The sequence below is a fragment of the Roseovarius sp. SK2 genome, from assembly GCF_028807495.1.
GTDB classification, from domain to species: Bacteria; Pseudomonadota; Alphaproteobacteria; order Rhodobacterales; family Rhodobacteraceae; genus Roseovarius; species Roseovarius confluentis.
Window position 1 is genome coordinate 144,157 of sequence record NZ_JARAMK010000012.1, and the last position, 20,821, is coordinate 164,977.

Annotated in this window: 21 protein-coding genes; 11 read left to right on the top strand and 10 right to left on the bottom strand. The window is 63.4% G+C overall.

The genetic code is table 11. The annotated features are described in order from the left end of the window. Positions 1 to 6 precede the first annotated feature (6 nt). Positions 7 to 348: a hypothetical protein gene (locus PVV74_RS19845; RefSeq protein WP_274594371.1), complete on the top strand. Its 342-nt coding sequence runs from the start codon at positions 7 to 9 to the stop codon at positions 346 to 348. A 133-nt stretch (positions 349 to 481) separates the two neighbouring features. Here PVV74_RS19845 and PVV74_RS19850 read toward each other — a convergent pair whose 3' ends face one another. From PVV74_RS19850 to PVV74_RS19870, 5 genes are all read right to left on the bottom strand, one after another. Beyond that, positions 482 to 1,915 carry an NAD-dependent succinate-semialdehyde dehydrogenase gene (locus PVV74_RS19850; protein WP_274594372.1) on the bottom strand — a complete coding sequence of 478 codons (1,434 nt, stop codon included), beginning with the start codon at positions 1,913 to 1,915 and terminating at the stop codon, positions 482 to 484. Positions 1,916 to 2,014: 99 nt separating this feature from the next. Next, complete coding sequence (ribB, locus tag PVV74_RS19855; protein ID WP_443217234.1) at positions 2,015 to 3,151, bottom strand: 3,4-dihydroxy-2-butanone-4-phosphate synthase; 1,137 nt, start codon at positions 3,149 to 3,151, stop codon at positions 2,015 to 2,017. A gap of 22 nt (positions 3,152 to 3,173) precedes the next feature. Next, positions 3,174 to 5,309, bottom strand: coding sequence for an ABC transporter permease subunit (locus PVV74_RS19860; RefSeq protein WP_274594374.1), 2,136 nt, complete (start codon positions 5,307 to 5,309; stop codon positions 3,174 to 3,176). After that, a complete protein-coding gene (locus PVV74_RS19865; protein ID WP_274594375.1) occupies positions 5,306 to 6,421 on the bottom strand; it encodes a quaternary amine ABC transporter ATP-binding protein in 1,116 nt (371 codons plus the stop codon). The genes PVV74_RS19860 and PVV74_RS19865 overlap by 4 nt, the downstream gene beginning before the upstream one ends. A gap of 61 nt (positions 6,422 to 6,482) precedes the next feature. Further along, complete coding sequence (locus PVV74_RS19870; RefSeq protein WP_274594376.1) at positions 6,483 to 7,448, bottom strand: ABC transporter substrate-binding protein; 966 nt, start codon at positions 7,446 to 7,448, stop codon at positions 6,483 to 6,485. Between the two features lie 189 nt (positions 7,449 to 7,637). On the opposite strand from PVV74_RS19870, the gene PVV74_RS19875 reads away from it, so the two are divergent. Next, a complete protein-coding gene (locus PVV74_RS19875; protein WP_274594377.1) occupies positions 7,638 to 8,690 on the top strand; it encodes an Lrp/AsnC family transcriptional regulator in 1,053 nt (350 codons plus the stop codon). Here the strand turns inward: PVV74_RS19875 and PVV74_RS19880 are convergent. From PVV74_RS19880 to PVV74_RS19895, 4 genes are read right to left on the bottom strand one after another with little or no spacing between them, the layout of a single operon-like run. Further along, positions 8,687 to 10,189 carry an aldehyde dehydrogenase family protein gene (locus PVV74_RS19880; protein WP_274594378.1) on the bottom strand — a complete coding sequence of 501 codons (1,503 nt, stop codon included), beginning with the start codon at positions 10,187 to 10,189 and terminating at the stop codon, positions 8,687 to 8,689. The two genes, PVV74_RS19875 and PVV74_RS19880, sit on opposite strands and share 4 nt — an antisense overlap. Positions 10,190 to 10,212: 23 nt before the next feature. Then, positions 10,213 to 10,524 carry an EthD family reductase gene (locus PVV74_RS19885; protein ID WP_274594379.1) on the bottom strand — a complete coding sequence of 104 codons (312 nt, stop codon included), beginning with the start codon at positions 10,522 to 10,524 and terminating at the stop codon, positions 10,213 to 10,215. 5 nt (positions 10,525 to 10,529) lie between these two features. Beyond that, entirely contained in the window at positions 10,530 to 11,066 is a 537-nt protein-coding gene (locus PVV74_RS19890) for a flavin reductase family protein (protein ID WP_274594380.1), read from the bottom strand. Next, positions 11,063 to 12,157: an LLM class flavin-dependent oxidoreductase gene (locus tag PVV74_RS19895; RefSeq protein WP_274594381.1), complete on the bottom strand. Its 1,095-nt coding sequence runs from the start codon at positions 12,155 to 12,157 to the stop codon at positions 11,063 to 11,065. The genes PVV74_RS19890 and PVV74_RS19895 overlap by 4 nt, the downstream gene beginning before the upstream one ends. A gap of 432 nt (positions 12,158 to 12,589) precedes the next feature. Between PVV74_RS19895 and PVV74_RS22920 the strand changes: the two genes are divergently transcribed. Together PVV74_RS22920 and PVV74_RS22925 are read left to right on the top strand one after the other, a co-directional pair. Further along, entirely contained in the window at positions 12,590 to 12,892 is a 303-nt protein-coding gene (locus tag PVV74_RS22920) for a hypothetical protein (protein WP_443217235.1), read from the top strand. A 167-nt stretch (positions 12,893 to 13,059) separates the two neighbouring features. Then, positions 13,060 to 13,575, top strand: coding sequence for a transposase (locus PVV74_RS22925; protein WP_443217236.1), 516 nt, complete (start codon positions 13,060 to 13,062; stop codon positions 13,573 to 13,575). Here PVV74_RS22925 and PVV74_RS19910 read toward each other — a convergent pair. Then, positions 13,548 to 14,336, bottom strand: coding sequence for an IclR family transcriptional regulator (locus PVV74_RS19910; protein ID WP_274594382.1), 789 nt, complete (start codon positions 14,334 to 14,336; stop codon positions 13,548 to 13,550). The genes PVV74_RS22925 and PVV74_RS19910 overlap by 28 nt on opposite strands. Positions 14,337 to 14,546: 210 nt before the next feature. Between PVV74_RS19910 and PVV74_RS19915 the strand changes: the two genes are divergently transcribed. The 7 genes from PVV74_RS19915 to PVV74_RS19945 are packed head-to-tail and all read left to right on the top strand — an operon-like array spanning position 14,547 to position 20,373. Then, positions 14,547 to 15,311, top strand: coding sequence for an ABC transporter ATP-binding protein (locus tag PVV74_RS19915; RefSeq protein WP_274594383.1), 765 nt, complete (start codon positions 14,547 to 14,549; stop codon positions 15,309 to 15,311). Next, a complete protein-coding gene (locus PVV74_RS19920; protein ID WP_274594384.1) occupies positions 15,304 to 16,008 on the top strand; it encodes an ABC transporter ATP-binding protein in 705 nt (234 codons plus the stop codon). The genes PVV74_RS19915 and PVV74_RS19920 overlap by 8 nt, the downstream gene beginning before the upstream one ends. A 31-nt stretch (positions 16,009 to 16,039) precedes the next feature. Continuing rightward, entirely contained in the window at positions 16,040 to 16,924 is an 885-nt protein-coding gene (locus PVV74_RS19925) for a branched-chain amino acid ABC transporter permease (protein ID WP_274594385.1), read from the top strand. Then, positions 16,925 to 17,905: a branched-chain amino acid ABC transporter permease gene (locus tag PVV74_RS19930; RefSeq protein WP_274594386.1), complete on the top strand. Its 981-nt coding sequence runs from the start codon at positions 16,925 to 16,927 to the stop codon at positions 17,903 to 17,905. Next, complete coding sequence (locus PVV74_RS19935; RefSeq protein ID WP_274594387.1) at positions 17,902 to 19,119, top strand: ABC transporter substrate-binding protein; 1,218 nt, start codon at positions 17,902 to 17,904, stop codon at positions 19,117 to 19,119. The genes PVV74_RS19930 and PVV74_RS19935 overlap by 4 nt, the downstream gene beginning before the upstream one ends. A gap of 13 nt (positions 19,120 to 19,132) precedes the next feature. Further along, positions 19,133 to 19,999, top strand: coding sequence for an alpha/beta hydrolase (locus PVV74_RS19940; RefSeq protein WP_274594388.1), 867 nt, complete (start codon positions 19,133 to 19,135; stop codon positions 19,997 to 19,999). Positions 20,000 to 20,010: 11 nt separating this feature from the next. Then, the gene (locus tag PVV74_RS19945; protein WP_274594389.1) at positions 20,011 to 20,373 is read left to right on the top strand and encodes a nuclear transport factor 2 family protein; all 363 of its coding nucleotides are present in this window, start codon (positions 20,011 to 20,013) and stop codon (positions 20,371 to 20,373) included. Positions 20,374 to 20,821: the final 448 nt, after the last annotated feature.

Consider the following 20,821-nt stretch of genomic DNA (forward strand, 5'->3'; position numbering starts at 1 on the left):
CATGGCATGGGAGCCGTTTACACGCAACTATCACTACAAGAACGCCGAAAGATTGAGAGCTGGTGGCATGCAAAGGTGGAGTTCCGCTGGAATGGCGTGGCGCTCCCCTACTCCGTCTTCGACAAGAATCAGCGTGTCACCCATGCCGCCATCACAGAGAACAAGCGGCTTGGCACGGTCCTGGAACACATCAAGGCCGAGCAGGACAAGGCCCCACCGAAGAAACGCCGCGCCGGCAAACAACGATCCCGATACGAACCGACTGGCCGGCGCAACGACGGCTGGAACTCTCTCGCAGCACGCCGGCCCATTGAGGCCCACAAAGCCAGCCAGGGCTGCGATATCTGAGGTCTCCGCCCTGTCAGGCTTTGTTCCCCTCAGTGCCCAGGTGTGACATTTCTACTTGGTTACAACAGAAGTTCTGCAGCGGGCACACCGCATGTTTCGTTTTGAAGTATTTTTTTGTGTTCGGCTTTTCTGGTCAATTTAGCTGGGTGATGAAACGTGGCTGGAGATAGGCTGTGATCGCTTCGGATCCGCCTTCGGTGCCAATGCCGCTGTCGCCAATACCGCCGAAGGGAACTTCCGGAACTGACAATCCAATATGATTCACGCTGATCATCCCAGCCTGAAGCTCATCCCGGATTCGCTGACTGCGGGCTGAACTGTTAGTCCAGGCATAGGCGGCTAACCCGTAGGGTAGCCGGTTTGCCTCGTTGAAAGCCGCGTCATCGGTGTCGAAGCGGTTGATAATCGCAACCGGGCCAAATGGCTCTTCGTTCATTATGCGTGCCTTGGCTGGGACATCTGTCAGGACCGTCGGCTCAAAGAACCAACCGGTATTGCCAATGCGGTGCCCTCCTGTCACCAAGGATGCGCCGTGTTGGACGGCGTCCTGGATCAGAGCCTCCAGCGCGGGAATACGGCGGTCATTCGCGAGCGGTCCCATCTGTACGTCGGGCAGTCTTCCGGGACCTACATTTAGTAGCCGGGCCGCTTCCACGAAGCCGTCAATGAACTCCCGTGCAACGGTCTCCTGCACCAGGAAACGTGTCGGCGAGACGCAGACCTGTCCGGCATTTCGGAATTTGGTGGCCACCATCGTTTCGACCGCCTGCACGACATCGGCGTCGTCGAAGATCAACACCGGCGCATGTCCGCCCAGCTCCATCGTGGAACGCTTCATGTGTCTTCCGGCGAGGCCGGCTAGAAGCTTGCCGACCTCAGTCGACCCGGTGAAGGAAATCTTTCGGATTACCGGGTGTGAAATTAGGTAGTCTGAAATTTCGGCAGGGGCACCGTATACTAGGTTAATTACCCCGTCCGGCAAGCCGGCATCTGCGAAGGCCCGGATCAGCTCAGCGGGAGAGGCCGGCGTTTCTTCGGGAGCTTTGACGATCAGCGAACAGCCAGCAGCAAGCCCGGCGGAGATCTTGCGCACAATCTGGTTGACCGGAAAGTTCCACGGGGTGAACGCGGCAACTGGGCCAACTGGGTCCATGATCGTATACTGGGTGACCCCGGGTGTACGCGCAGGAATGACCTGGCCGTAGAGCCTCCGCGCCTCTCCGGCGAACCACTCTATTACCTCGACCGCGGCGTGCAGTTCTAGCGCGGACTGGACAAGCGGCTTGCCTTGCTCTGCCGTCATCAATGGCGCGATTAGGTCGACGCGCTCGCGCAGAATGGCTGCGGTCCGAAACATCAGGGCGGACCGTTCGATGGCGGGAACCCTTCGCCAGGTATTAAAACCTCGTTGCACCGCCTCCAACGCGATATTTAGGTCGTCGATACCCGCATGGGCAACTCGACCGATCCTCCGGCTGGTGGCCGGGTCGATCACGTCAATCGTGCGCCCGTCCGAAGCATCGCGCCATTTTCCGTCGATGAAAAGCTTTGTATCAGGGTAGGTCATGTTCGTCCCAGTTCATATGGCAAAATTTGCGTTGCCGTGCGCCATCGATAGCAGCATGAGCGATAGCCCGTGCGGACAGGCAGGTTGATGCTGCATGGCTCAGTCCAGGCTGACCCGCGGGATCGGGCGCGTTCCCACCAGCCGCAGGTCATAACCTTCCAGTCCGACAAGCTCGGGCGCCGTCGAATTCGTCAGAAGAACGATGTCCCGGATACCGAGGCTGCACAAGATCTGCGCCCCGATACCGTAGCGGCGCTGCGTCTTCCGGGCGGCCCCCGTGCCGCGGAACTTCGAAGAGATGACATTCAGCGCCGCGTCTCGCAGCAGGACGATGGCGCCGCGCCCCTGCCGCGTGATCTCGACCATCGAATCCGCCACCTGGTTCCAGCGCGTCGGGTTCAGCGCCAGCAGGTCCTCCAGCGGGTCGATCACGTGCATCCGCGTCAGCACGGGCGCCCCGTCCGACACGTCCCCGAACGTCAGCGCGATATGCTCCGCCCCGTCCGGGGCATCCTCGAACACCCGGATCGTCCATTCCCCGCCGATGAACGACGTGATCCTGTCCGAAACAAGTTCCTTCAGCAGGTTGTCGTGCCGCCTGCGATAGGCGATCAGGTCCGCGATCGTGCCGATGGGCAGGCCGTGCCGCGCCGCGAATTCTTTCAGCTCGGGCAGCCGCGCCATCGTACCGTCGGGGTTCATGATCTCGCAGATCACCCCGGCCGGTGTCAGCCCTGCCAGACGCGCCAGGTCAACCGCCGCCTCGGTGTGGCCGGCCCGCACCAGCACCCCGCCCTCCTTGGCCTTCAGCGGAAAGACATGGCCCGGCGTCGCGATGTCGGCGGGCTGCGTGGCCGGATCCGTGGCCACCGCGATGGTCCGGGCACGGTCCGCGGCGGATATGCCGGTGCTGACGCCCTCGCGGGCCTCGATGCTCACGGTGAACGCGGTCTCGAACCGCGAGGAGTTGCGCACCGCCATCTGCGGCAGGCCCAGCGCATCTATGCGCGCTGCCTCCATTGCAAGACAGATCAGCCCGCGGCCATGGCGGGCCATGAAGTTGATCGCCCCCGCATCCGCGAATGCCGCCGGGATCACCAGGTCGCCCTCGTTCTCGCGGTCCTCGTGATCGACAAGAATGAACATCCCGCCCGATCTCGCCGTCTCGATCAGCTGTTCCGTCGTGGCGAAACCCACGTCTCCGCCCGCGGGCGCAATAGGTCCTGTCAAGGTCATCGTCCTGCCTCGTGTCCCGGGGTCATGGCGTCACTCCCGACGCGTCCGCGCCGCTCTGCGCCTGTCCGCCACCACGCCGCAGCTGCGCGATCCAGCCCCGGATAAGCCGGTCCGAGGTCAGCGCGATCAGCGCGATGCCCAGCCCGGCCAGAAGACCCTTGCCCGGATCGGCCTGCGACAGCGCCACGTAGACGGCCTGCCCCAGGTCCTGGGTGCCGACCAGCGCGGTGATCGCAAGCATCGCCAGCCCGAACATGATCGTCTGGTTGATACCCAGCGCCAGTGACGGCAACGCCATCGGCACACGCACCTGCAACAGGATCTGCCACGGGGTACAGCCCATCTGCCGCGCCGCCTCGACGATATCCTCGTCAACCGTCCTCAATCCGTATTCCGTATACCGGATCGCCGGCACCACCGCGTAGATCACGATTGCCAGCAGCGCGGTGAATTCACCGACCTGGAAGAACATCAGGAACGGGATCAGCAGGACGAACTGCGGCATCGTCTGCAACGTGTCCACCACGATCCGCACCACGCCCGACATCCGCCGGGAATGCGCCGCCAGACCCCCGATCACCGCCCCCAGCGCCAGCGAGATGACCACGCCCATCGCGCACAGGTAGATCGACAGCATCGCCAGGTCCCACAGGCCGGTGACCACGAAATACAGGCAGGACCCGGCACACAGCATCGCGGTCCTGCCGCCGCCCAGGGCACCGCCCAGCGCCGTCAGCAAAAGCGTCAGCGCCACCCAGGACACACCCGTCGTGCCGAAATACATCAGGTAGAATACGAACAGGACGCCACAGCCCAGCGCAAGGGACCGGCGGGCCAGCGCCAGGCTCAGCACCACGGCGGCCGCCCAGTAGGCCCCGATCAGCCCCGGCGTCAGCGCGATCCCCCAGGTGAACGGCGTCACGGCATTTTCCAGTCCCGCACGCGAAGGGAACATGAGAAGATAGAAGAACTGCGTCTTGAACGCGGCCAGCTTCGCCCCGTGGCGGATCAGGACCTGCTCCAGCCATGCGTTCAGCGGTGCCGCCACATCCCACACCGATCCGGTCGGGGCCGCGTTCAGCTGCGCCACCATCAGGCCCACCGGCAGGCTGGCCGCCGCCGCCATCGCCACCAGCACCCACCGGCGGCGCAGCACCGGGACGGCCGCATGGCCCCGCCGCTCCCGCACCCGGTCGGCAAAGCCGTGCGTGATGCGGTCGATCATCACCGCCAGGAAGACGATGCACAGGCCCGCCATCAGGCTCTGCCCGAACTGCGCCTTGCGCAACGCCGTCAGAACCGCCCAGCCGATATCGTCGAACCCGCCGATGATCGCCGCGATGATGACCATGCTCAGCGCCTGCATCGTGCTCTGGTTGATGCCCACCATCAACTGCGGCATCGCGCCCGGCACCCGCACCAGCCAGAACAGCTGGGCGCGCGAACATCCCGCCATCCGGCCGCTTTCGACTTGCCCGTCCGGCACCCGCGCCAGGCCCAGCATGGTGTTGCGCACCATCGGCGGCGCGGCATAGATCGCGCTCGCGATCAGGCCCACGACCGGGCCGAACCCGAACAGCAGCAGGATCGGGATGAGATAGGCAAAGGCGGGCACCGTCTGCATCAGGTCAAGCATGAACTCCAGCCCCCTGCGCCAGCGCGGCCATGCGAACCCCGCCGCCCCAAGGCCGAACCCCAGCGCAACCGACAGGGGCACCGACACCCCGACCAGCGCCAGCGTGTTCATCATCTCGATCCAGTAGCCCAGCACAACCGTCAGCATCAGCCCGACACCGGCAAAAACGGCAAGACCTGGCCCCGAGGCGAGCCACGCCAGCCCCGCGAATACGACCGCAACGGTGATCCAGGGAAGGGCCGCAAGACCCGCCTGCAAAGCTTTCATCGGTTGCGACAGCAGCCACGAAAGCCAGCGGAACACCGGCTGAAGCCAGGCCACCAAGGCGGCCATCACGGCGTTGAGCCACTCCGCGACCGGCATTTCAAGCGCGGCGGGAACATCCCGCAGCCAGTGATAGTGCAGGCCCAGCAGGGTCACCACCGCCGCGGCCGCGATTACCGCGCCCCGGTATAGCTGATGTTCCCGGCGGGTCGCCGGTCCGCGCACCGGGCGGAAGAGTTCAAAATTGACCAGGCTCATTCGCGCGCCCTCACGCCGGGCCCGTTTGTGCCGCGCGCCATCGCCCTGTGCAGAACCGATGCGACGCCTGAGGGCGTGACCCGCCCTATGATCGTCCCGTCTCGGCCACGCACCGGCACGTCTCCAGCACTGAAATCATGCATCGCAAACAGGTCTTCCAGCGTGGCATCGTGGGCCACCGGAGAACCCGTGCCCATCTTGTCCGCAGCTGGCTCCATAACGTCCGACACCTTCAGCACCCGCACCAACGGTACGTCTGCAGTGAAGCTGCGCACATAGTCGTCCGCCGGTGCCAGAACCAGTTCCGACGGACGGCCAAGTTGCACGACCTGCCCATCCTTCATGATCGCGATCCTGTCTGCGATTTTCAATGCTTCCAGGAAATCATGCGTAACGAAAACGATCGTCTTGCCCAGCTGCGATTGCAGGCGCATGAACTCGTCCTGCATCTGCCCACGGATCAGCGGGTCAAGCGCGCTGAACGGCTCGTCGAGAAACCACAGGTCCGGGTTGACGGCCAGCGACCGGGCGATGCCCACCCGCTGCTGCTGCCCGCCCGAAAGCTCGTCTGGGCGGGCCGACTCGCGGCCTTCGAGTCCTACAAGCGATACGACCTCGCGCGCCCGATCCAGCCGCTCTCGCGCGGCGACCCCCTGGATCTTCAAGGGAAAGGCCACGTTCTCGAGTACGGTCAGGTGCGGCATCAGGCCAAAGGACTGGAACACCATCCCCATCTTGTGCCGCCGCAGATAGGTCAGCGACCGCGCGTCCATCCCGACGAGGTTCTGCCCGTCAAGGATCACCTCGCCCGCCGTCGGCTCGACCAGGCGTGACAGGCATCTCAGCACCGTCGACTTGCCCGAGCCCGACAGGCCCATCAGCACGAAAATCTCGCCTTCCCGGACATCGAAACCGACATCGCAGACCGCCGGCATCTGGCCCGCGCTCCGGACCGCAGCTATGCGGTCGCCGCGCGTTGCTGCACTCGCCGTGCGCCTGAGCGCGTCCTCCGGGTTTGCGCCGAAGACCTTCCACAGGCCACGGCAGGACAACTTGACCGGCGACGGGTCACGGCTGGGCTGGGGTGAGGGTACAACGGTCACGTGTTGCATAATGTTCTTCCAATAATTCGAGTGCCGGCGCGAAATCTCTCGCGCCGGCAAGTAATTGATCCTATTCGGTGGCGCTTTCGATCCACCCCTGCCAGGTCGCCTGATTGGCATGCATCCACGCTGCAATAGCGTCTTCCTGCGACACGCCGTTCACGTCGATCTCGAGCACCAGTTGTTCCTGGGTCGCATTGTCGATCTGGAAAGTGTCAAGAAAGCGGTACGCGGCAGGCCATTTTCCCTCGGTGCCGGCCCAGGCCAGCTTGCGCACCCAGCCGGTGGGCCAGCCGCAGTCATGGGTCGCGTCTGGATTCGGCCCGACGGCGGCATCCTCGTAGCACTCATCGCTCGATTCCGGCAGTTCGATCCAGCGCGGATCGGCTTCCGCGAACAGCCAGTGCGGCGAATAGAACATCATCACGATCGGACGCTTCGCGGCGACGGCGGCCTTGTATTCGGCCGCGGCGGCCCCTTCGGACCCGGACGGGATCGCGACAAAATCGATGCCAAGCGCTTCCAGCCGCTTGTCGTTGTCCGGCGCCCAGTCCGCAGGATAGTCCAGCAGGCGTCCCTTGGGAAAGGTTTCCGGCGTCGCGAACTGTTGCTGGCAGGCCTGCAGCGCCTCGTAATCGGGCAGGCCGGGGCATTGCTCTTCCATGTACGCGGGATAGATCCAGCCCTCCCTGCTGTCGATGCCGGTTTCCCCCAGGTCGACAGCCTGTCCGCTGTCGATCGCCCGCGCGAAATGCTCCTGTATGGTCTGCTCCCAGATCTCCATGGCCGCGGTCAGGTTGCCGTCCATGACGCCCTGCACCTGCGGCACGTAGCCCGCGGTGACGTATTCTACGTTATACCCCATCTTCTTCAGCGTCTCCCCGGCGATGCGGGTCGTCACGTGCTGACCGGTCCATTCATTCAGCGGCAGCACGATGGGATCATTGCTTTCCGGTTCGAACGCGGTTGCGGCAACGCCCGCAAAGGCGAAGGCGCCCGCCAGTGCGAGGTTCGGGATTGTTCTGGAACGTTTCACGCTGTCATCTCCTGTTGGTTACTTTTTTCTGCTTTCAGACTGTAATTTTCTGACGTTTTCCATTACTTTTTGCCCGCGCTCTACCGGCAATCTTGGAAATCGGACGATTCTGCGCTCTTTTGTGGTTGCCGACCGGCACGCGATCGAAGTATCCGGTTGTCTCGAAACGCTTAGCCAAGGATTCGCATCATGGGGCACAGGACACCTGCCCGCACCTCGATCAAAGGCACGCAAGCGCACGGCCTGCTGGCTAGCCTGCCTCTGACCGAGACGGACCGCCGGATCATCTCCCATCTCCAGCAGGACGGCCGGCGCACCTTCGCCGCCATCGCGCAGGATATCGGCGTCACCGAAAAGACCGTGCGCACCCGCGCACGCGCCCTGCTCGACCAGAAGGTCATCGAAATCGTCGCCCTCGTCTCGCCGGTGGCGCTTGGGTATTCCGTCAGTGCGCTCGCCGCGATCACCATTGACTCCCCGGCGCTCGGCAGCCGCATCTCGGACGCGCTCGCCCGCATCGACACGATCGACTACGTGGTGCTGACCTACAGCCGATACGCCATCTTCGCCGAGATCATCGCGCGCGACATGCAGGAATTGCAGACCACCATCGAAACCGAGATCGGCGCCATCGAGGGCATCACCGGCGTGGAGCTCTTTCCCTATTTCAGCCTGCACTACCAGCAGGCCCGCATCATCGACACCGGCAGCGAAGGCGACGACGGCGTGCGCGACATCGAATTGGGCGCCACCGACAAGGCCATTGCCTCCCAGCTCAGCCTCGACGGGCGGATGCCGTTCTCGGCCGTTGCCGATCACCTGGATGTGTCCGAGGGCCAGATCCGCCAGCGCGTGCAGGCGATGATCGAGAACCGGCAGCTTCAGATCATGGCAATCCTCAATCCTCTCAAGCTGCTGGATCGCACCATGGCGTGGATCGCCATAAAGGTGTCCTCGGATACGAGGCTCCGGCAGGTGGCGGACGCGCTCAGCACCATGCCCGACATCTCCTACGTGGCAATCTGCGCCGGTCGTTTCGACATCTTCGCCGAGGCGATCACGACCACGCAGTCGGGCCTGCTCGACCTTGTCGAGACGAAGGTCCGACCGCTCAGGGGCATCCGCGATGCCGAGGTCTTCATCTACGCAAACCTGCACTATAAGCGCCTTCTTCCAGTTCATCTTAAGGACCGGACCGGCACGCCGCATAACGAGCCGATCCATTCAATCTACGAGTCCTAGCCGTAATTCACCCAGACCGCCTTGGTCTGAAGGTACTTCTCGATCCCAGCCATCCCGTTATCGCGACCATAGCCCGACGCCTTGTACCCCCCGAACGGGGCGGCGGCGTCGAACTGGTTGTAGGTGTTGATCCAGACCGTGCCGGCCTGCAAAGCGGCCGCTGTCCGGTGCGCCTTGCGCAAGTCGTGGGTCCAGATCCCGGCGGCCAGGCCGTATTTCGTCGCATTGGCGCGCGCGACCAGATCATCGGTGTCGCGAAAGCTCTGCATCGCCAGAACCGGCCCGAAAATCTCTTCCTTCGCGACACGGCTGCCGTCGGGCACGTTCGACAGCACCGTCGGCTCCAGGAAGTGACCGCCCGACAGGTCCCCGCCACAGCGGTTCCCGCCAAAGCTGACCTCGACCCCTTCCGAACGCGCGGCATCGACATAACCAGACACCCGGCTCAGCTGGTCGGCCGACACCAGCGGGCCCATCGTGGTGGTCGACCGCAGCCCATGCCCTACCGCGACTTTTCCGGCCTCTGCCAGCACGATCTCGGCCACCCGGTCATAGACCTTTTCCTCGACCAGCAGGCGCGACCCGGCGGTGCAGACCTGTCCGCTGTAGAAGAAGATCGCGACGGCGGCGGTTGCCGCGGCGGTTTCGATATCACTGTCGGCAAAGATGATGTTGGGGTTCTTGCCACCCAGTTCCAGCGATACGTGCTTGAGATGCGCAGCGCCCCGCGCCGCGATCATCTTGCCCACGGGTTCCGACCCGGTAAAGGCGATCTTGTGAATGCCCGGATGGTCGACGATCGCCTGCCCGGTCGTCTCCCCGTGGCCGGGCAGGACGTTGATGACCCCGGCAGGCAGCCCCGCTTCAAGCGCCAATTGACCTAGGATCAGGGCGGAAAGGGGCGTCTGTTCCGCGGGTTTCAGGATAACGGTACATCCCGCGGCCAACGCGGGGGCAAGCTTGAAACAGGCCTGGCAGATGGGAAAGTTCCACGGCACGATGGCGCCCACGACGCCGATCGGCTCGCGGCGAGTATACACATGCATGTCCGGCGCCGTCACCGGCAGCGTGTCGCCCTGGATCCTCGACGGAAACGCCGCGTTGTATCGCAACGCCCCGACCGACAGGGGGATATCAACGAACTTGATGTGCTCCGCCGGCTTGCCGCTGTCCAGGGATTCGACCTGCGCGATCATCTCGGCATTCTTCTCGATCAGGTCCGCGAACCGGCGCAGGGCGGCCTCGCGGTCGGCGGGGCTGAAGCGTGACCACTCCCCCTCCAGCGCCTTCTGCGCGGCCGTCGCGGCCATGTCGACATCCGCGCTTCCGGCATGGGCGACCGCGCAGATCACCGTGTCGGTCGCCGGGTCCAGCGTGTCGAACGTGTCTCCGGACTGCGCGTCGCGCCATTCCGCGCCGATTAGCATCTTCTTGGGTTTCGCCAGAAAGGCACGCGCCTCGTCCGACAGCAGGTTCTCGATGGATGTGTGGATGTTCATGTCTGGTTTCCCGCCTTTCTGGCTCAGATCAACTCTTCGGCGTCGATAGTCACGATGGTGACGCCGCCGGTTGCAAAGGTTCCAAGATCCTTGACCGCCGCCTGCCCTTCGGGCGAGGCCATCGACGCCTCCAGGTCCGACCGGTTCGCATAGCTCAGGATCGCGGTGGCATAGACCGGCGCGCTCTCGTCGCTGCTGGTCACCGCACCACGGCTGACCTCGAACCCCTTCAGATGGGGCATGGCCCTGGTCAGGGGGGCGTGGACCTCGGTGTAGTGGGTGTCGAACGCCGCGCTATCGGCGGGCATTCCGTAATTGACGATGACTCGTATCAAGGGGTTTACTCCTGCGTTTGCGTCGGAATGGGGAACAGCGCGCGACGGTGATAGACCAGCGGCACCGCGCCGGCGCGTGTCACCCGGCGCACGTTCCCGGTGACGATCACGTGGTCGCCGCCGGGCACACGCTGTCCCACGCTGCAATGCATGACCGCCGCGCATCCGGCGATCTGCGGCAACCCGCCCGGCCCCGCAGAACACTCGATATCGCCGAACTTGTCGGTGCCCTTGCCGGCCATGCCATAGGCAATTTTCTCCTGCCCTTCGGCCAGCACGTGGATCAGGAAATCCACACCCGGCAGCAGCGCCTTCAGCGTGTTCGATCCGACGTCGAAACAGGCTAGCATCATCGGCGGCGCCAGTGACAGCGACGACACCGCCGACAGCGTCGTGCCGACCGGCCGGCCCTGCCAGTCGCGGCAGGTCACGACCGTCACCGCAGCGGGCATGTCCGACATCGCCGCCTTGAACACGTCCATGTCCGGGCCGCAAAGATCGGCCGCCGCGCCGGCTTCCATGGTCTCGGCCTGCACGTTCATGATGCGACGGCCTCTGCCCGGTCCCGTACCGCGTCCTCCGCGAAGGCCGGGATGACCTCTTCGCCGATCAGGCGGATCGACTCCATGATCTCGTCATGCGGCATCCCGTCGATCCGCAGCAGCACCTCGTCGATCCCGCGCGCCTGCAGGTCCTTCAGCCGCGCGATGAAATCCTCCGGCGTGCCCACCATGACCGACGGAGTGCCGGTGGTCAGGAAATCCATGTTCGCCCGGTTCTCGAGGAACCGCGCCATGTGCGCGTCGAGGTATTCGTAAGAGTTGTTCTTTGCCAGCGGCGCATAAAGCTCGGCGATGAAACCGGCATAGCCCAGCACCACGTCGCGCGACTTTGCCATCGCGGTCTCGCGGTCGTGGTCGCAAAAGGCCGAGGCGACGTACAGCCCCATCGTGTCTACCCGGTCCGGCAGCATCGAGGTGCCTTCCGCCACGCCCTCGGCATGGGCGTCGATGCATTCCTGCATGTAGTCGAAGCCGAAATAGCTCTCGAACAGGATCGCCCCGATACCGCGCTGCCCCGCCTCCCTACAGGATCCGGCAGATGACGCCGCAACGTAGATCGGCGGATGCGGATCACTGATGAAATAGGGCACGATCTCGCGCTCTTGGAAAGACCAGTAAGGGCCGTCGTGGCTGACATGCGGCGACGTCATCGCCTTGGCCAGCACCTCCAGCGAATCCGCCCACATCGGCTTGGTGTCACTGGGCTCGACCCCGAAGGTCGACAGGGTATGAAGATTGTTCGACCGCGCGGTACCAAGCTCGGCCCGACCGCCCGAAACGATATCCAGCGTGGCCAGCCGCTCGGCCACGATCAGCGGATGGTTCCACTGCAGCAGGACCGAACACATGATCCGCAGCTTGATGTTGCGCGTCTCCCGCGCCACGGCGGCATAAAGCACCTCGGGTGCCGACACGGTGAACCGCGGAGGGCTGAACTTCTGCTCGGACGTGCCCCAGCAGTGAAACCCCATCTCGTCGGCCAGCACGACTTCGCGGATCATCTCCTCGTAGCGCTGCGCATAGCTCACGCCGGGCATGATTTCACCCTCTTGAAGCATTCCGATTTTCATTTGCGTCCTCCGATGACTCGAACCTGAAACACGAGTTTCCGACAGACCTTCGATAGATCCTTGCCTTCTGTCAAGTTTGTTTTTCGTGATTATTTTATATCAGCCTTACTTTTTTCGTAGTCTAGAGATAAAAAAGAACGCTTAAAGGGATGGATCGCCCTTTTTTTTACCGACGTAGTTTTCGCCGTTCGCACGTAAAAAATGATGTCCCGGAAATTTCACGCACCGCAACGCATAGAGCTCGTCCATTTAATCTGCAGCACATCCGGCAGCCTTTAAGAGGCTTCCGCACACGTTTGGTGGGAAGAGTTTGCAAGAGTGTCTTGAGTTTTGAATGTGCCAGTTCGATTAATGGTGTGGATGGCTCCTGCTCGTACCGGCGTCGCGATGCGCCTTAATGGACGGTCCTTGTCCCAACAGAAGAAGCCATCCATGTTTGAAGTTAACACAGTCGGCGTCGATGTCGCCAAGAACGCTATTCAGGTTCATGGTGTCGACACCGACGGCAAGACCGTACTGCGGCGCCAGCTCCGGCGAGACCAGTTTCTCTCGTTATTCGAAGGCTGCCCCAGTTGTCTTATTGGCATGGAGGCCTGCTCCGGGGCGCATCACTGGGGACGACGGCTGCCGGAGATTGGCCATGAGGTGCGGCTGGTGCAGCCGTCCTACGTGAAGCCCTACGTCAAGCGCGGCAAGACAGTGCGGCCGATGCCGAAGCGATCTGCGAGACGGTGATGAGACCCTCAATACGGTTCGCTCCCGCGAAGAGCGAAGCGGATTCTGCAGCGCTCGTTTTGCGCCGAGCGAGGGGCTTCCTTGACGGGCAGGTTACGCAGAGGTGCAATGCGATCCCGGCCAGCATGGCCGAGTTCGGGATCGTGACGGCGAAGTGATCGAAGCGCGTGGCGGACCTGGCAGAGGAACTGGACACCTTGCCGGAGGCCGCTCGTCCGCCGCTCCGGGCGCTGTTCGATCAACTCGCCGAGACACAGGCGCGGATCGATCGTCTAACCGACGAGATCGGGGAGGTTCACCGGCAGAACGAGGTGAGCCGACGACTGGCATCTATCGCGGGAGTCGGAGTTCTAACCGCAACGGCCATCGCCGCGACGACACCGGATGTGAGCAACTTCGGCTCGGCGAGGAACTACGTTGGCTGGCTCGGCCTGACGCCGAAGCAGCACTCTCCGCCAAGCAGCTCCGTCCAGCTCCGGTTTCGCAGGGTTGGGACGGTCAGCATCCAACTAGGATGGTTTCCGATGGCGAGCCAATACAGCCAAGTCTGGTGGTCGCGCGGTTCCGCGGCCGGTGCGCGACATTTTCGACTGGTGGCATATCTCGATGCTCGTTCAGCATCTAGAGGCCTGAGGCTTGCCCGCTACCTCTTCTTTCAACCTTCAAATTTTGTCGGCTGGTAGTCGATGCGCACGGCGCGCGCCAACGCATCCGCCCCGGAACGGAAGCGCGAAATCGCGCCTTGCTCGATCATTTCCAGTATCCGCGCCTTGGGTCCGACCGTAGCAAGAGCAAACCGGACCCCGCCGTCCTCGAACAGGACGGGTACCGCAAATGCGGCCAGCCCTTCCTCGACTTCGTCGATGCAGGTCGCGTGCCCCTCGCGTCGGACCGTTTCGAATTCCTGCTTCACGATCCGCGCGTCGGTCTGGGTGAACCGGGTCAGCGCGGGCAGGCTGCCCTTCAGGACGCTTTCGATCATCTCCGGCGGCTGGTGCGCCATGATCGCTTTGGCCGACGCGTTGGCATGGGCCATCATCGACCGTCCCGGCACCACGTAGCCTCGCCACGGGCTACGCGGTGACTCCATCAAGACCGAGCGGACGGTCTCCCCCTCCAGCCGCGCCATGTAGCAGGTCTCGTCGAACTCGCGCGACAGCGCCCGCAGCAGCCCCCCGGCGACCGTCTCGATGAACTCGGTGCCCGCCATCAGCGTGGCAAGGCGGCGCGCCCGGTCGCCCAGCGTATAGCGGGTACTGCCGTCGGCCCGGTCGACAAGTCCGGCGGCCTGCATCACGGCTAGCTGCCGGTGCAAGCTGGCCTTCGGCAGCGCGGCCATGACGGCGATATCCTGCAAAGACAGGCCATCTGCCCTTCCTGCCAGAAGTTCAAGCAGCATGAAGTAACGGTCAATCGGCGGGGTGCGAGGCGAATCCTTGGACATGTCCGTTCTCCGATATCCCGAACAGGGCCGGTCAATCCAGCCTGTTCGCAATGTCTACACATTTCGGATGCAGCTGCCCGTCCGCGCAGAGTTTCTGGTGGTCCCGGCAAGATTTCGATTGACGCCCCCCCCTTTTTACAAGTTATACATATTTTATATATCGGAATATATTCCGAAAACCGGAATATAAAACAACAGGAACGCGTCGCCGTGACGACCACCCAACCCGCCTTTCTCGAAGCGCGCCGCCTCAGCCGTGAATTTCGCGGCTTCTTCGCCGTGAAGGATCTCGATCTCGATGTCCGGGCGGGCCAGGTCCATGCGCTGATCGGGCCGAACGGCGCGGGCAAAACGACCGTTTTCAACCTTCTGACCCGGGTGCTCGACTGCACCGGAGGGCGGATCCTGTTCGACGACAAGGACATCACGCGTATGGCGACGCATCGCGTTGCAAGGCTGGGGCTGGTCCGGTCGTTCCAGATATCGTCGGTCTTTCCCGCACTGACCGCGCTTGAAAATGTCCGGGTGGCGCTTCAGCGGCCCGGCGGGCTTGGCATGACTTGGTGGCGGTCCCGCGCGGCGCTGGCCGGTTTCGACGCGCGCGCCCATGCGCTCCTGCAGGATGTCCAGCTTGCCGACTTCGCCCATCGCCGGGCAGGCGACCTGTCCTACGGACGCAAGCGCGCTCTTGAAATCGCGACCACGCTCGCACTGGACCCAAGGATGCTGCTGCTCGACGAACCCATGGCGGGCATGGGCACCGAGGACGTGGCGCACGTCACCGGGCTGATCCGCAGCGTCGCGCGCGACCGCACCGTCCTGATGGTCGAACACAATCTCAGGGCCGTCGCCGAACTCAGCGACCGGATCACCGTTCTGGCCCGCGGCGAAAAACTGGCCGAGGGCACCTATGCCGAGATTCGCGCCAATGCCGAGGTGCGCCGCGCCTATATTGGTGGAACGGCCCATGCCTGATCCCGTCCTGATAGTGACCGGCCTGCACGCATGGTATGGCGAAAGCCACGTCCTTCACGGTGTCGACCTGCACCTGGCCAAGGGCGAGACGCTCGCGCTTCTGGGGCGCAACGGCGCCGGCAAGACATCGACCCTGCGTGCGATCATGGGCGCCATCCCGCGACGCAGCGGTTCGGTCGTCATCCACGGTCAGCAGACGATCGGCCGGAAATCTCATGCCATCGCGCGGCTCGGACTGGCCTATGTTCCCGAAGAACGCGGCATCTTCGCATCCCTGACGGCACAGGAGAACCTTCTGCTGCCCCCGGTCATCGCGCCGGGCGGGCTCGAGATCGGCGAAATCTACGAACTCTTCCCGAACCTTGCAGAGCGGCGCCACAGCCCCGGTATGCGGCTGTCGGGCGGCGAACAGCAAATGCTCGCGATTGCGCGCGTTCTGCGGGCCGGCGGGCGCACGATCTTTCTGGACGAGCCGACCGAGGGCCTGGCCCCGGTCATCGTCGAGCGCATCGCCGAGGTCGTCACGATGCTGAAGACCCGCGGCTATTCGGTGCTTCTGGTCGAACAGAGCCTCGCCTTTGCCCAGGCCGTCGCGGACCGGACCTGCGTCATGGAACACGGGCGCATCATCGAAACCTTCACCGCACGCGAGGCGGCCCGCCACGCCGAAAGCCTGCAAAACCATCTCGGCGTCTGAACGCCGGATCACCAGGGGAAAGACCAGAGCCATGGAAATATTCGGCGCCTCACCACAGCTGATCCTGGGCCAGGTCCTGATCGGCCTGATCAACGGTTCGTTCTATGCCCTGCTCAGCCTTGGCCTCGCCATCATTTTCGGGCTTCTGCGCGTGATCAACTTCGCCCATGGCGCGCTTTACATGATGGGGGCCTTTGCCGCCTGGATGACCCAGGCCTGGATCGGGCTGAACTTCTGGGCCGCGCTGGTCATTGCGCCGCTGGCGGTCGGGTTGTTCGGCCTGCTGGTCGAACGCGCGTTCCTGCGCAGCATCTACCATCTCGATCACCTCTACGGCCTGCTGCTGACCTTCGGCATCGCGCTGATGGTCGAGGGCATGTACCGCTACTGGTTCGGCGCGGCCGGCAAACCCTTCACGGCGCCCGACGCGCTTCGCGGCATCTGGGATCTCGGCTTTGTCATCGTGCCCAAGTATCGCGGTTTCGTGGTGCTGGCCTCGCTCGTGACCTGTCTCGCGGTGTGGCTGCTGATCGAACGCACGCGGCTGGGCGCATATCTGCGGGCCGCGACGGAAAACCCCGACCTTGTAAGCTGCTTCGGCATCAACGTCTCGCTGCTGACCGCATCGGCCTACGTGCTTGGCGCCGCGCTGGCCGGCCTGTCGGGCGTGCTGGCCGCACCGATCTACCAGGTCACGCCGCTGATGGGCACAAACCTCATCATCGTCGTCTTCGCCGTGGTGGTGACCGGCGGGATGGGCTCTCTGTCCGGGGCAATCATCACCGGCTACGGCATGGGCGTGATCGAGGGTCTGACCAAGGTCTTCTACCCCGCGGCATCCTCGGTCGTGATCTTCGTGGTGATGGCGCTGATGCTTCTGCTGCGGCCCGCGGGCCTCTTCGGCAAGGAGGCCTGAATGCCGCGCTCCCCGCTCCTTCCCGGACTGGCGTTACTGCTCCTGCTCTGCATCGCGCCGCTGGTCTTCTATCCGATCTTCCTGATCAAGCTGCTGTGCTTCGCCCTGTTCGCGGCGGCATTCCACCTTCTGCTGGGATATGTGGGGCTTTTGTCCTTCGGACATGCGGCCTTCTTCGGGACAGGCGCCTACATGTCCGCGCAGGCCCTGGCCCGCTGGAATCTGACGCCCGAACTGGCCCTGCTCTTCGCGGTCGCCATGTCGGCGGCCCTCGGCGCGGTGATCGGCTTCCTCGCCGTCCGGCGACAGGGCATCTACTTCGCGATGATCACTCTCGCGCTCGGCCAGATGGTCTATTTCATCTATCTTCAGGCCCCCTTTACCGGCGGCGAGGACGGGATCCGCGGGATCACCCCCGGCCATTTCCTTGGCGTCGTGGACCTGGCCGACCCGCTTGCCCTCTACTTCACCGTGCTTGCGCTGACGGTCCTGGCCTTCGCACTGGTCTGGCGGATTGTTCAGTCCCCCTTCGGCATGATCCTCGAGGCCATCCGCGAAAACGAGCCGCGCGCCATATCGCTGGGCTACAACCCGACGCTCTACAAACTGGCCGCCTTCACCTTTTCGGCGGGGCTGGCGGGACTGGCGGGCGGTCTCAAGGCGATGTCCTTCCAGATCGCGACGCTGGTCGACGTGACGTGGCAGATGTCCGGCGAGGTCGTTCTCATGACGCTTGTCGGCGGCATCGGCACTTTTCTCGGCCCCGTGGTGGGCGCCTTCATCATCGGCGGGCTGGAACAATTCCTCGCCCGGTCGACCCTGCCCGCCCCGGTCATCCTCGGCGCGGCCTTCATCCTTTGCGTCATGATGTTCCGGAAAGGCGTGGCCGGAACGGCAAGGTCCCTCGCCCAGGCCTGGGCCCAACGCCGCTCCACGCCGAACACCCCAGAAACCGATCCAACCAACAGGACAGAAAAATGACATTCAAGGCAATCACGACCGCGGCGCTGATCGCGGGCACCGCGCTCTCGCCGCTTCCTGCCTTCGCGGGTCCCGACGCCATCAAGGTCGGCCTGCTGATGGACATGACCGGCAACTATTCCGACGTGGCCGGACAGGGCTCTGTCACCGCCGCCGAAATGGCGGTCGAGGATTTCGGCGGCACCGTTCTGGGCAAGCCGATCGAGGTGGTCCACGCCGACATGCAGAACAAGGTCGACATCGCGACATCCATCGCGCGCGAATGGTTCGACGTGGAGGCCGTCGACGCGATCGTCGACAGCAACATGTCCTCGGCCGGATTGGCCGTCAGCGAGATCGCGGTCGAGAAGGACCGCCTGATGATCATGAACATCTCGGGCTCGCCGCGCTTCACGAACGAAAGCTGCAACCCCAACACCATCCACTATGTCTATGACACCTACGCGCTGGCCACCTCCACCGGCAAGGCCGTGGTGCGCGGCGGCGGCGACAAGTGGTTCTTCGTCACCGTCGATTACACCTTCGGCCACGACTTCCAGGCACAGGCGGAAGACGCCGTCGCCAGCGAAGGCGGCGAAACCGTCGGGTCGGTGCTGGTGCCACTGAACGCGGGCGACTATTCCTCTGCCCTGATCCAGGCGCAATCCTCCGACGCCAACGTCATCGCCTTCGCCACCGCCGGCGCGGACACGTCGAACGCCATCAAGCAGGCGGCCGAGTTCGGCATCGGCCAGGGCGACGACCGGCAGCTGGCCGGCCTCTTGGTCTATATCAACGAGGTCGACGCGCTCGGGCTGGAAACCGCGCAGGGCATGCTGCTGACATCCGCCTTCTACTGGGACCTCGACGAAGAGACCCGGGCATTCTCCAACCGTTACATGGAAAAGATGGGTAAGATGCCCAACATGTCCCAGGCCGGCGTCTACAGCTCGACCATGCACTACCTCAAGGCAGTCGAGGCCGCCGGCACCGAAGACCATGCCGCCGTCATGGCCAAGATGAAGGAAATGCCGATCAACGACTTCTTCGTCAAGGACGGCTACATCCGCGAAGACGGCCGGATGATGCGTGACATGTACCTGTTCCGCGTGAAATCCCCGGACCAAAGCACCGGCCCCTGGGACTATTACGAGAAGGTCGCCACCATTTCCGCGGACGACGCCTTCACGCCGGTTTCGGAAAGCCGGTGCTACCTCCTGAAAGAACAGAACTGAACGGATGGCCCACATGACCCTCAAGGAAACACGGTTTTCCCGGGACGAGATGGAGATGCAGTACAACCTGCGTCTCCTCCGGCCCGACTACAATTCCGCTGTCGTGCCCGATTGGGAAAAACGCAGCGAACGGACACGCGCGACGCGCAAGTGCACGCTCGACCTGGCGTATGGCGACGGCCCCGACGACCAGATGGATGTCTTTCCGTCCGACGACCCAAGGGGACCGATCCTCGTCTATTTCCACGGCGGCTACTGGCAGCGTGGCGACCGCAAGATCTACAGCTTTCTCGGCGAAGCGTTCGTCGACTGCGGGATCACCGTGGTCCTTGCGGGCTACACGCTCTGTCCGGCAACCAGCATCACCGGAATCGTCGGACAGGCCCGCGCCGCCGTGGCAAAGACCATTCTGGATACCGACCGCGTGCCGGGCAACCGCGACAGGCTGGTGGTCGGCGGCCATTCCGCCGGAGGGCAGATCACCGGCATGATCATGGCCACGGATTTTTCCACCGTCGACCCGGCCCTGCCCGTGGCCCCGGTGAGCCGGGGCATGCCGATGTCCGCGCTCTTCGATCTCGGTCCTCTCAGGGACACAACGATCAACGATGCCCTGTCCATCGACGACGCCGAGGTCGCCAGCATGAGCCCGATGCAGCAGCCACCGGTCGGCAATGCGCCTCAGCTTGTCATCGTCGGCGGCGGCGAGACCGAGGAATTCCACCGCCAGTCCGACAATTACGCGGCTCTGTACCAGTCGCCGAATCGCCCCGTCGACCGCTACAACAGCGGCGACGACGACCACTTCGACCTGCTCAACAGCCTTGCCGATCCGGCAAGCCCCCTGTTCGCCCGCTGCCGCGACTTCATTCTGGGATGAAAGGAAAGATCATGCCCGAAGACACCTTCACCGAGGCCATGCTGAACGACATGCTGGCCGCCTTCAACGAACATGACCTCGACCGGGTCATGTCCTATTTCGCGCCCGACGCAGTCATGATCGCACCGGCGGGTAACAGCCAGACCGGCACGCCGATCGAAGGCGCCGACGCCATCGCGTCAGCCTTCGAAACCCGCTTTGCCCAACAGCCGGACGTCGCCTGGAACGAGGCGGTCAGCTTTCTGTCCGGCGACCGGGCCTATACCTCCTGGCGAGTGCAGGCCCCGTCCGCGGGGATCGACATCAAGGGCTGCGATGTCTGGACATTCCGCAATGGCAAGGTCATCGAGAAGGACGTCTACTACAAGGGCTAAGTCCTCTTGCACAGCCGACTCCGGCGCGCCCCTAGGTTCGGTTGATCTGTAAGAGTTTCAGCTCAACCCCGCGAAAGTGCCTTAGTTACTATACGCATGCCGAGATTTTCGGGGCCAAGCTGATGAAAATCCAAAAACGATTGGAATAAAACGACATATCAGGAATTGCACTTCAGCGTCAGTTCACTTTCCGAGATGGTCGCCCTTCAGTCTCCCGTTGGGCGATCCCTTAGCGACACCGGCATCGCCGGTGTCGCCTTTTCCAAGGGCGCCGTGCCAAAACGAAAGTCAACGCGAAACTCCGTAGGCCATTGATAGTTCGTCAATATACTGCGTTTCTCCCAGAATTTTACAACCCTTTAGGGTTTCGAGCCCGAATGCTTCTCATAACAATTATGGAGACGGACACCGCAGGTTCGCATGACACGAAACCATGTTTTCGCCAAAT

Excerpts from the sequence above, each read along its gene's own strand:
- PVV74_RS19845 (WP_274594371.1), top strand. The coding sequence starts at position 7 with ATGGGAGCCGTTTACACGCAACTATCACTACAAGAACGCCGAAAGATT.
- PVV74_RS19850 (WP_274594372.1), bottom strand. The coding sequence starts at position 1,915 with ATGACCTACCCTGATACAAAGCTTTTCATCGACGGAAAATGGCGCGAT.
- ribB (WP_443217234.1), bottom strand. The coding sequence starts at position 3,151 with ATGACCTTGACAGGACCTATTGCGCCCGCGGGCGGAGACGTGGGTTTC.
- PVV74_RS19860 (WP_274594374.1), bottom strand. The coding sequence starts at position 5,309 with ATGAGCCTGGTCAATTTTGAACTCTTCCGCCCGGTGCGCGGACCGGCG.
- PVV74_RS19865 (WP_274594375.1), bottom strand. The coding sequence starts at position 6,421 with ATGCAACACGTGACCGTTGTACCCTCACCCCAGCCCAGCCGTGACCCG.
- PVV74_RS19875 (WP_274594377.1), top strand. The coding sequence starts at position 7,638 with ATGGGGCACAGGACACCTGCCCGCACCTCGATCAAAGGCACGCAAGCG.
- PVV74_RS19880 (WP_274594378.1), bottom strand. The coding sequence starts at position 10,189 with ATGAACATCCACACATCCATCGAGAACCTGCTGTCGGACGAGGCGCGT.
- PVV74_RS19890 (WP_274594380.1), bottom strand. The coding sequence starts at position 11,066 with ATGAACGTGCAGGCCGAGACCATGGAAGCCGGCGCGGCGGCCGATCTT.
- PVV74_RS19895 (WP_274594381.1), bottom strand. The coding sequence starts at position 12,157 with ATGAAAATCGGAATGCTTCAAGAGGGTGAAATCATGCCCGGCGTGAGC.
- PVV74_RS22920 (WP_443217235.1), top strand. The coding sequence starts at position 12,590 with ATGTTTGAAGTTAACACAGTCGGCGTCGATGTCGCCAAGAACGCTATT.
- PVV74_RS19910 (WP_274594382.1), bottom strand. The coding sequence starts at position 14,336 with ATGTCCAAGGATTCGCCTCGCACCCCGCCGATTGACCGTTACTTCATG.
- PVV74_RS19920 (WP_274594384.1), top strand. The coding sequence starts at position 15,304 with ATGCCTGATCCCGTCCTGATAGTGACCGGCCTGCACGCATGGTATGGC.
- PVV74_RS19925 (WP_274594385.1), top strand. The coding sequence starts at position 16,040 with ATGGAAATATTCGGCGCCTCACCACAGCTGATCCTGGGCCAGGTCCTG.
- PVV74_RS19930 (WP_274594386.1), top strand. The coding sequence starts at position 16,925 with ATGCCGCGCTCCCCGCTCCTTCCCGGACTGGCGTTACTGCTCCTGCTC.
- PVV74_RS19935 (WP_274594387.1), top strand. The coding sequence starts at position 17,902 with ATGACATTCAAGGCAATCACGACCGCGGCGCTGATCGCGGGCACCGCG.
- PVV74_RS19940 (WP_274594388.1), top strand. The coding sequence starts at position 19,133 with ATGACCCTCAAGGAAACACGGTTTTCCCGGGACGAGATGGAGATGCAG.
- PVV74_RS19945 (WP_274594389.1), top strand. The coding sequence starts at position 20,011 with ATGCCCGAAGACACCTTCACCGAGGCCATGCTGAACGACATGCTGGCC.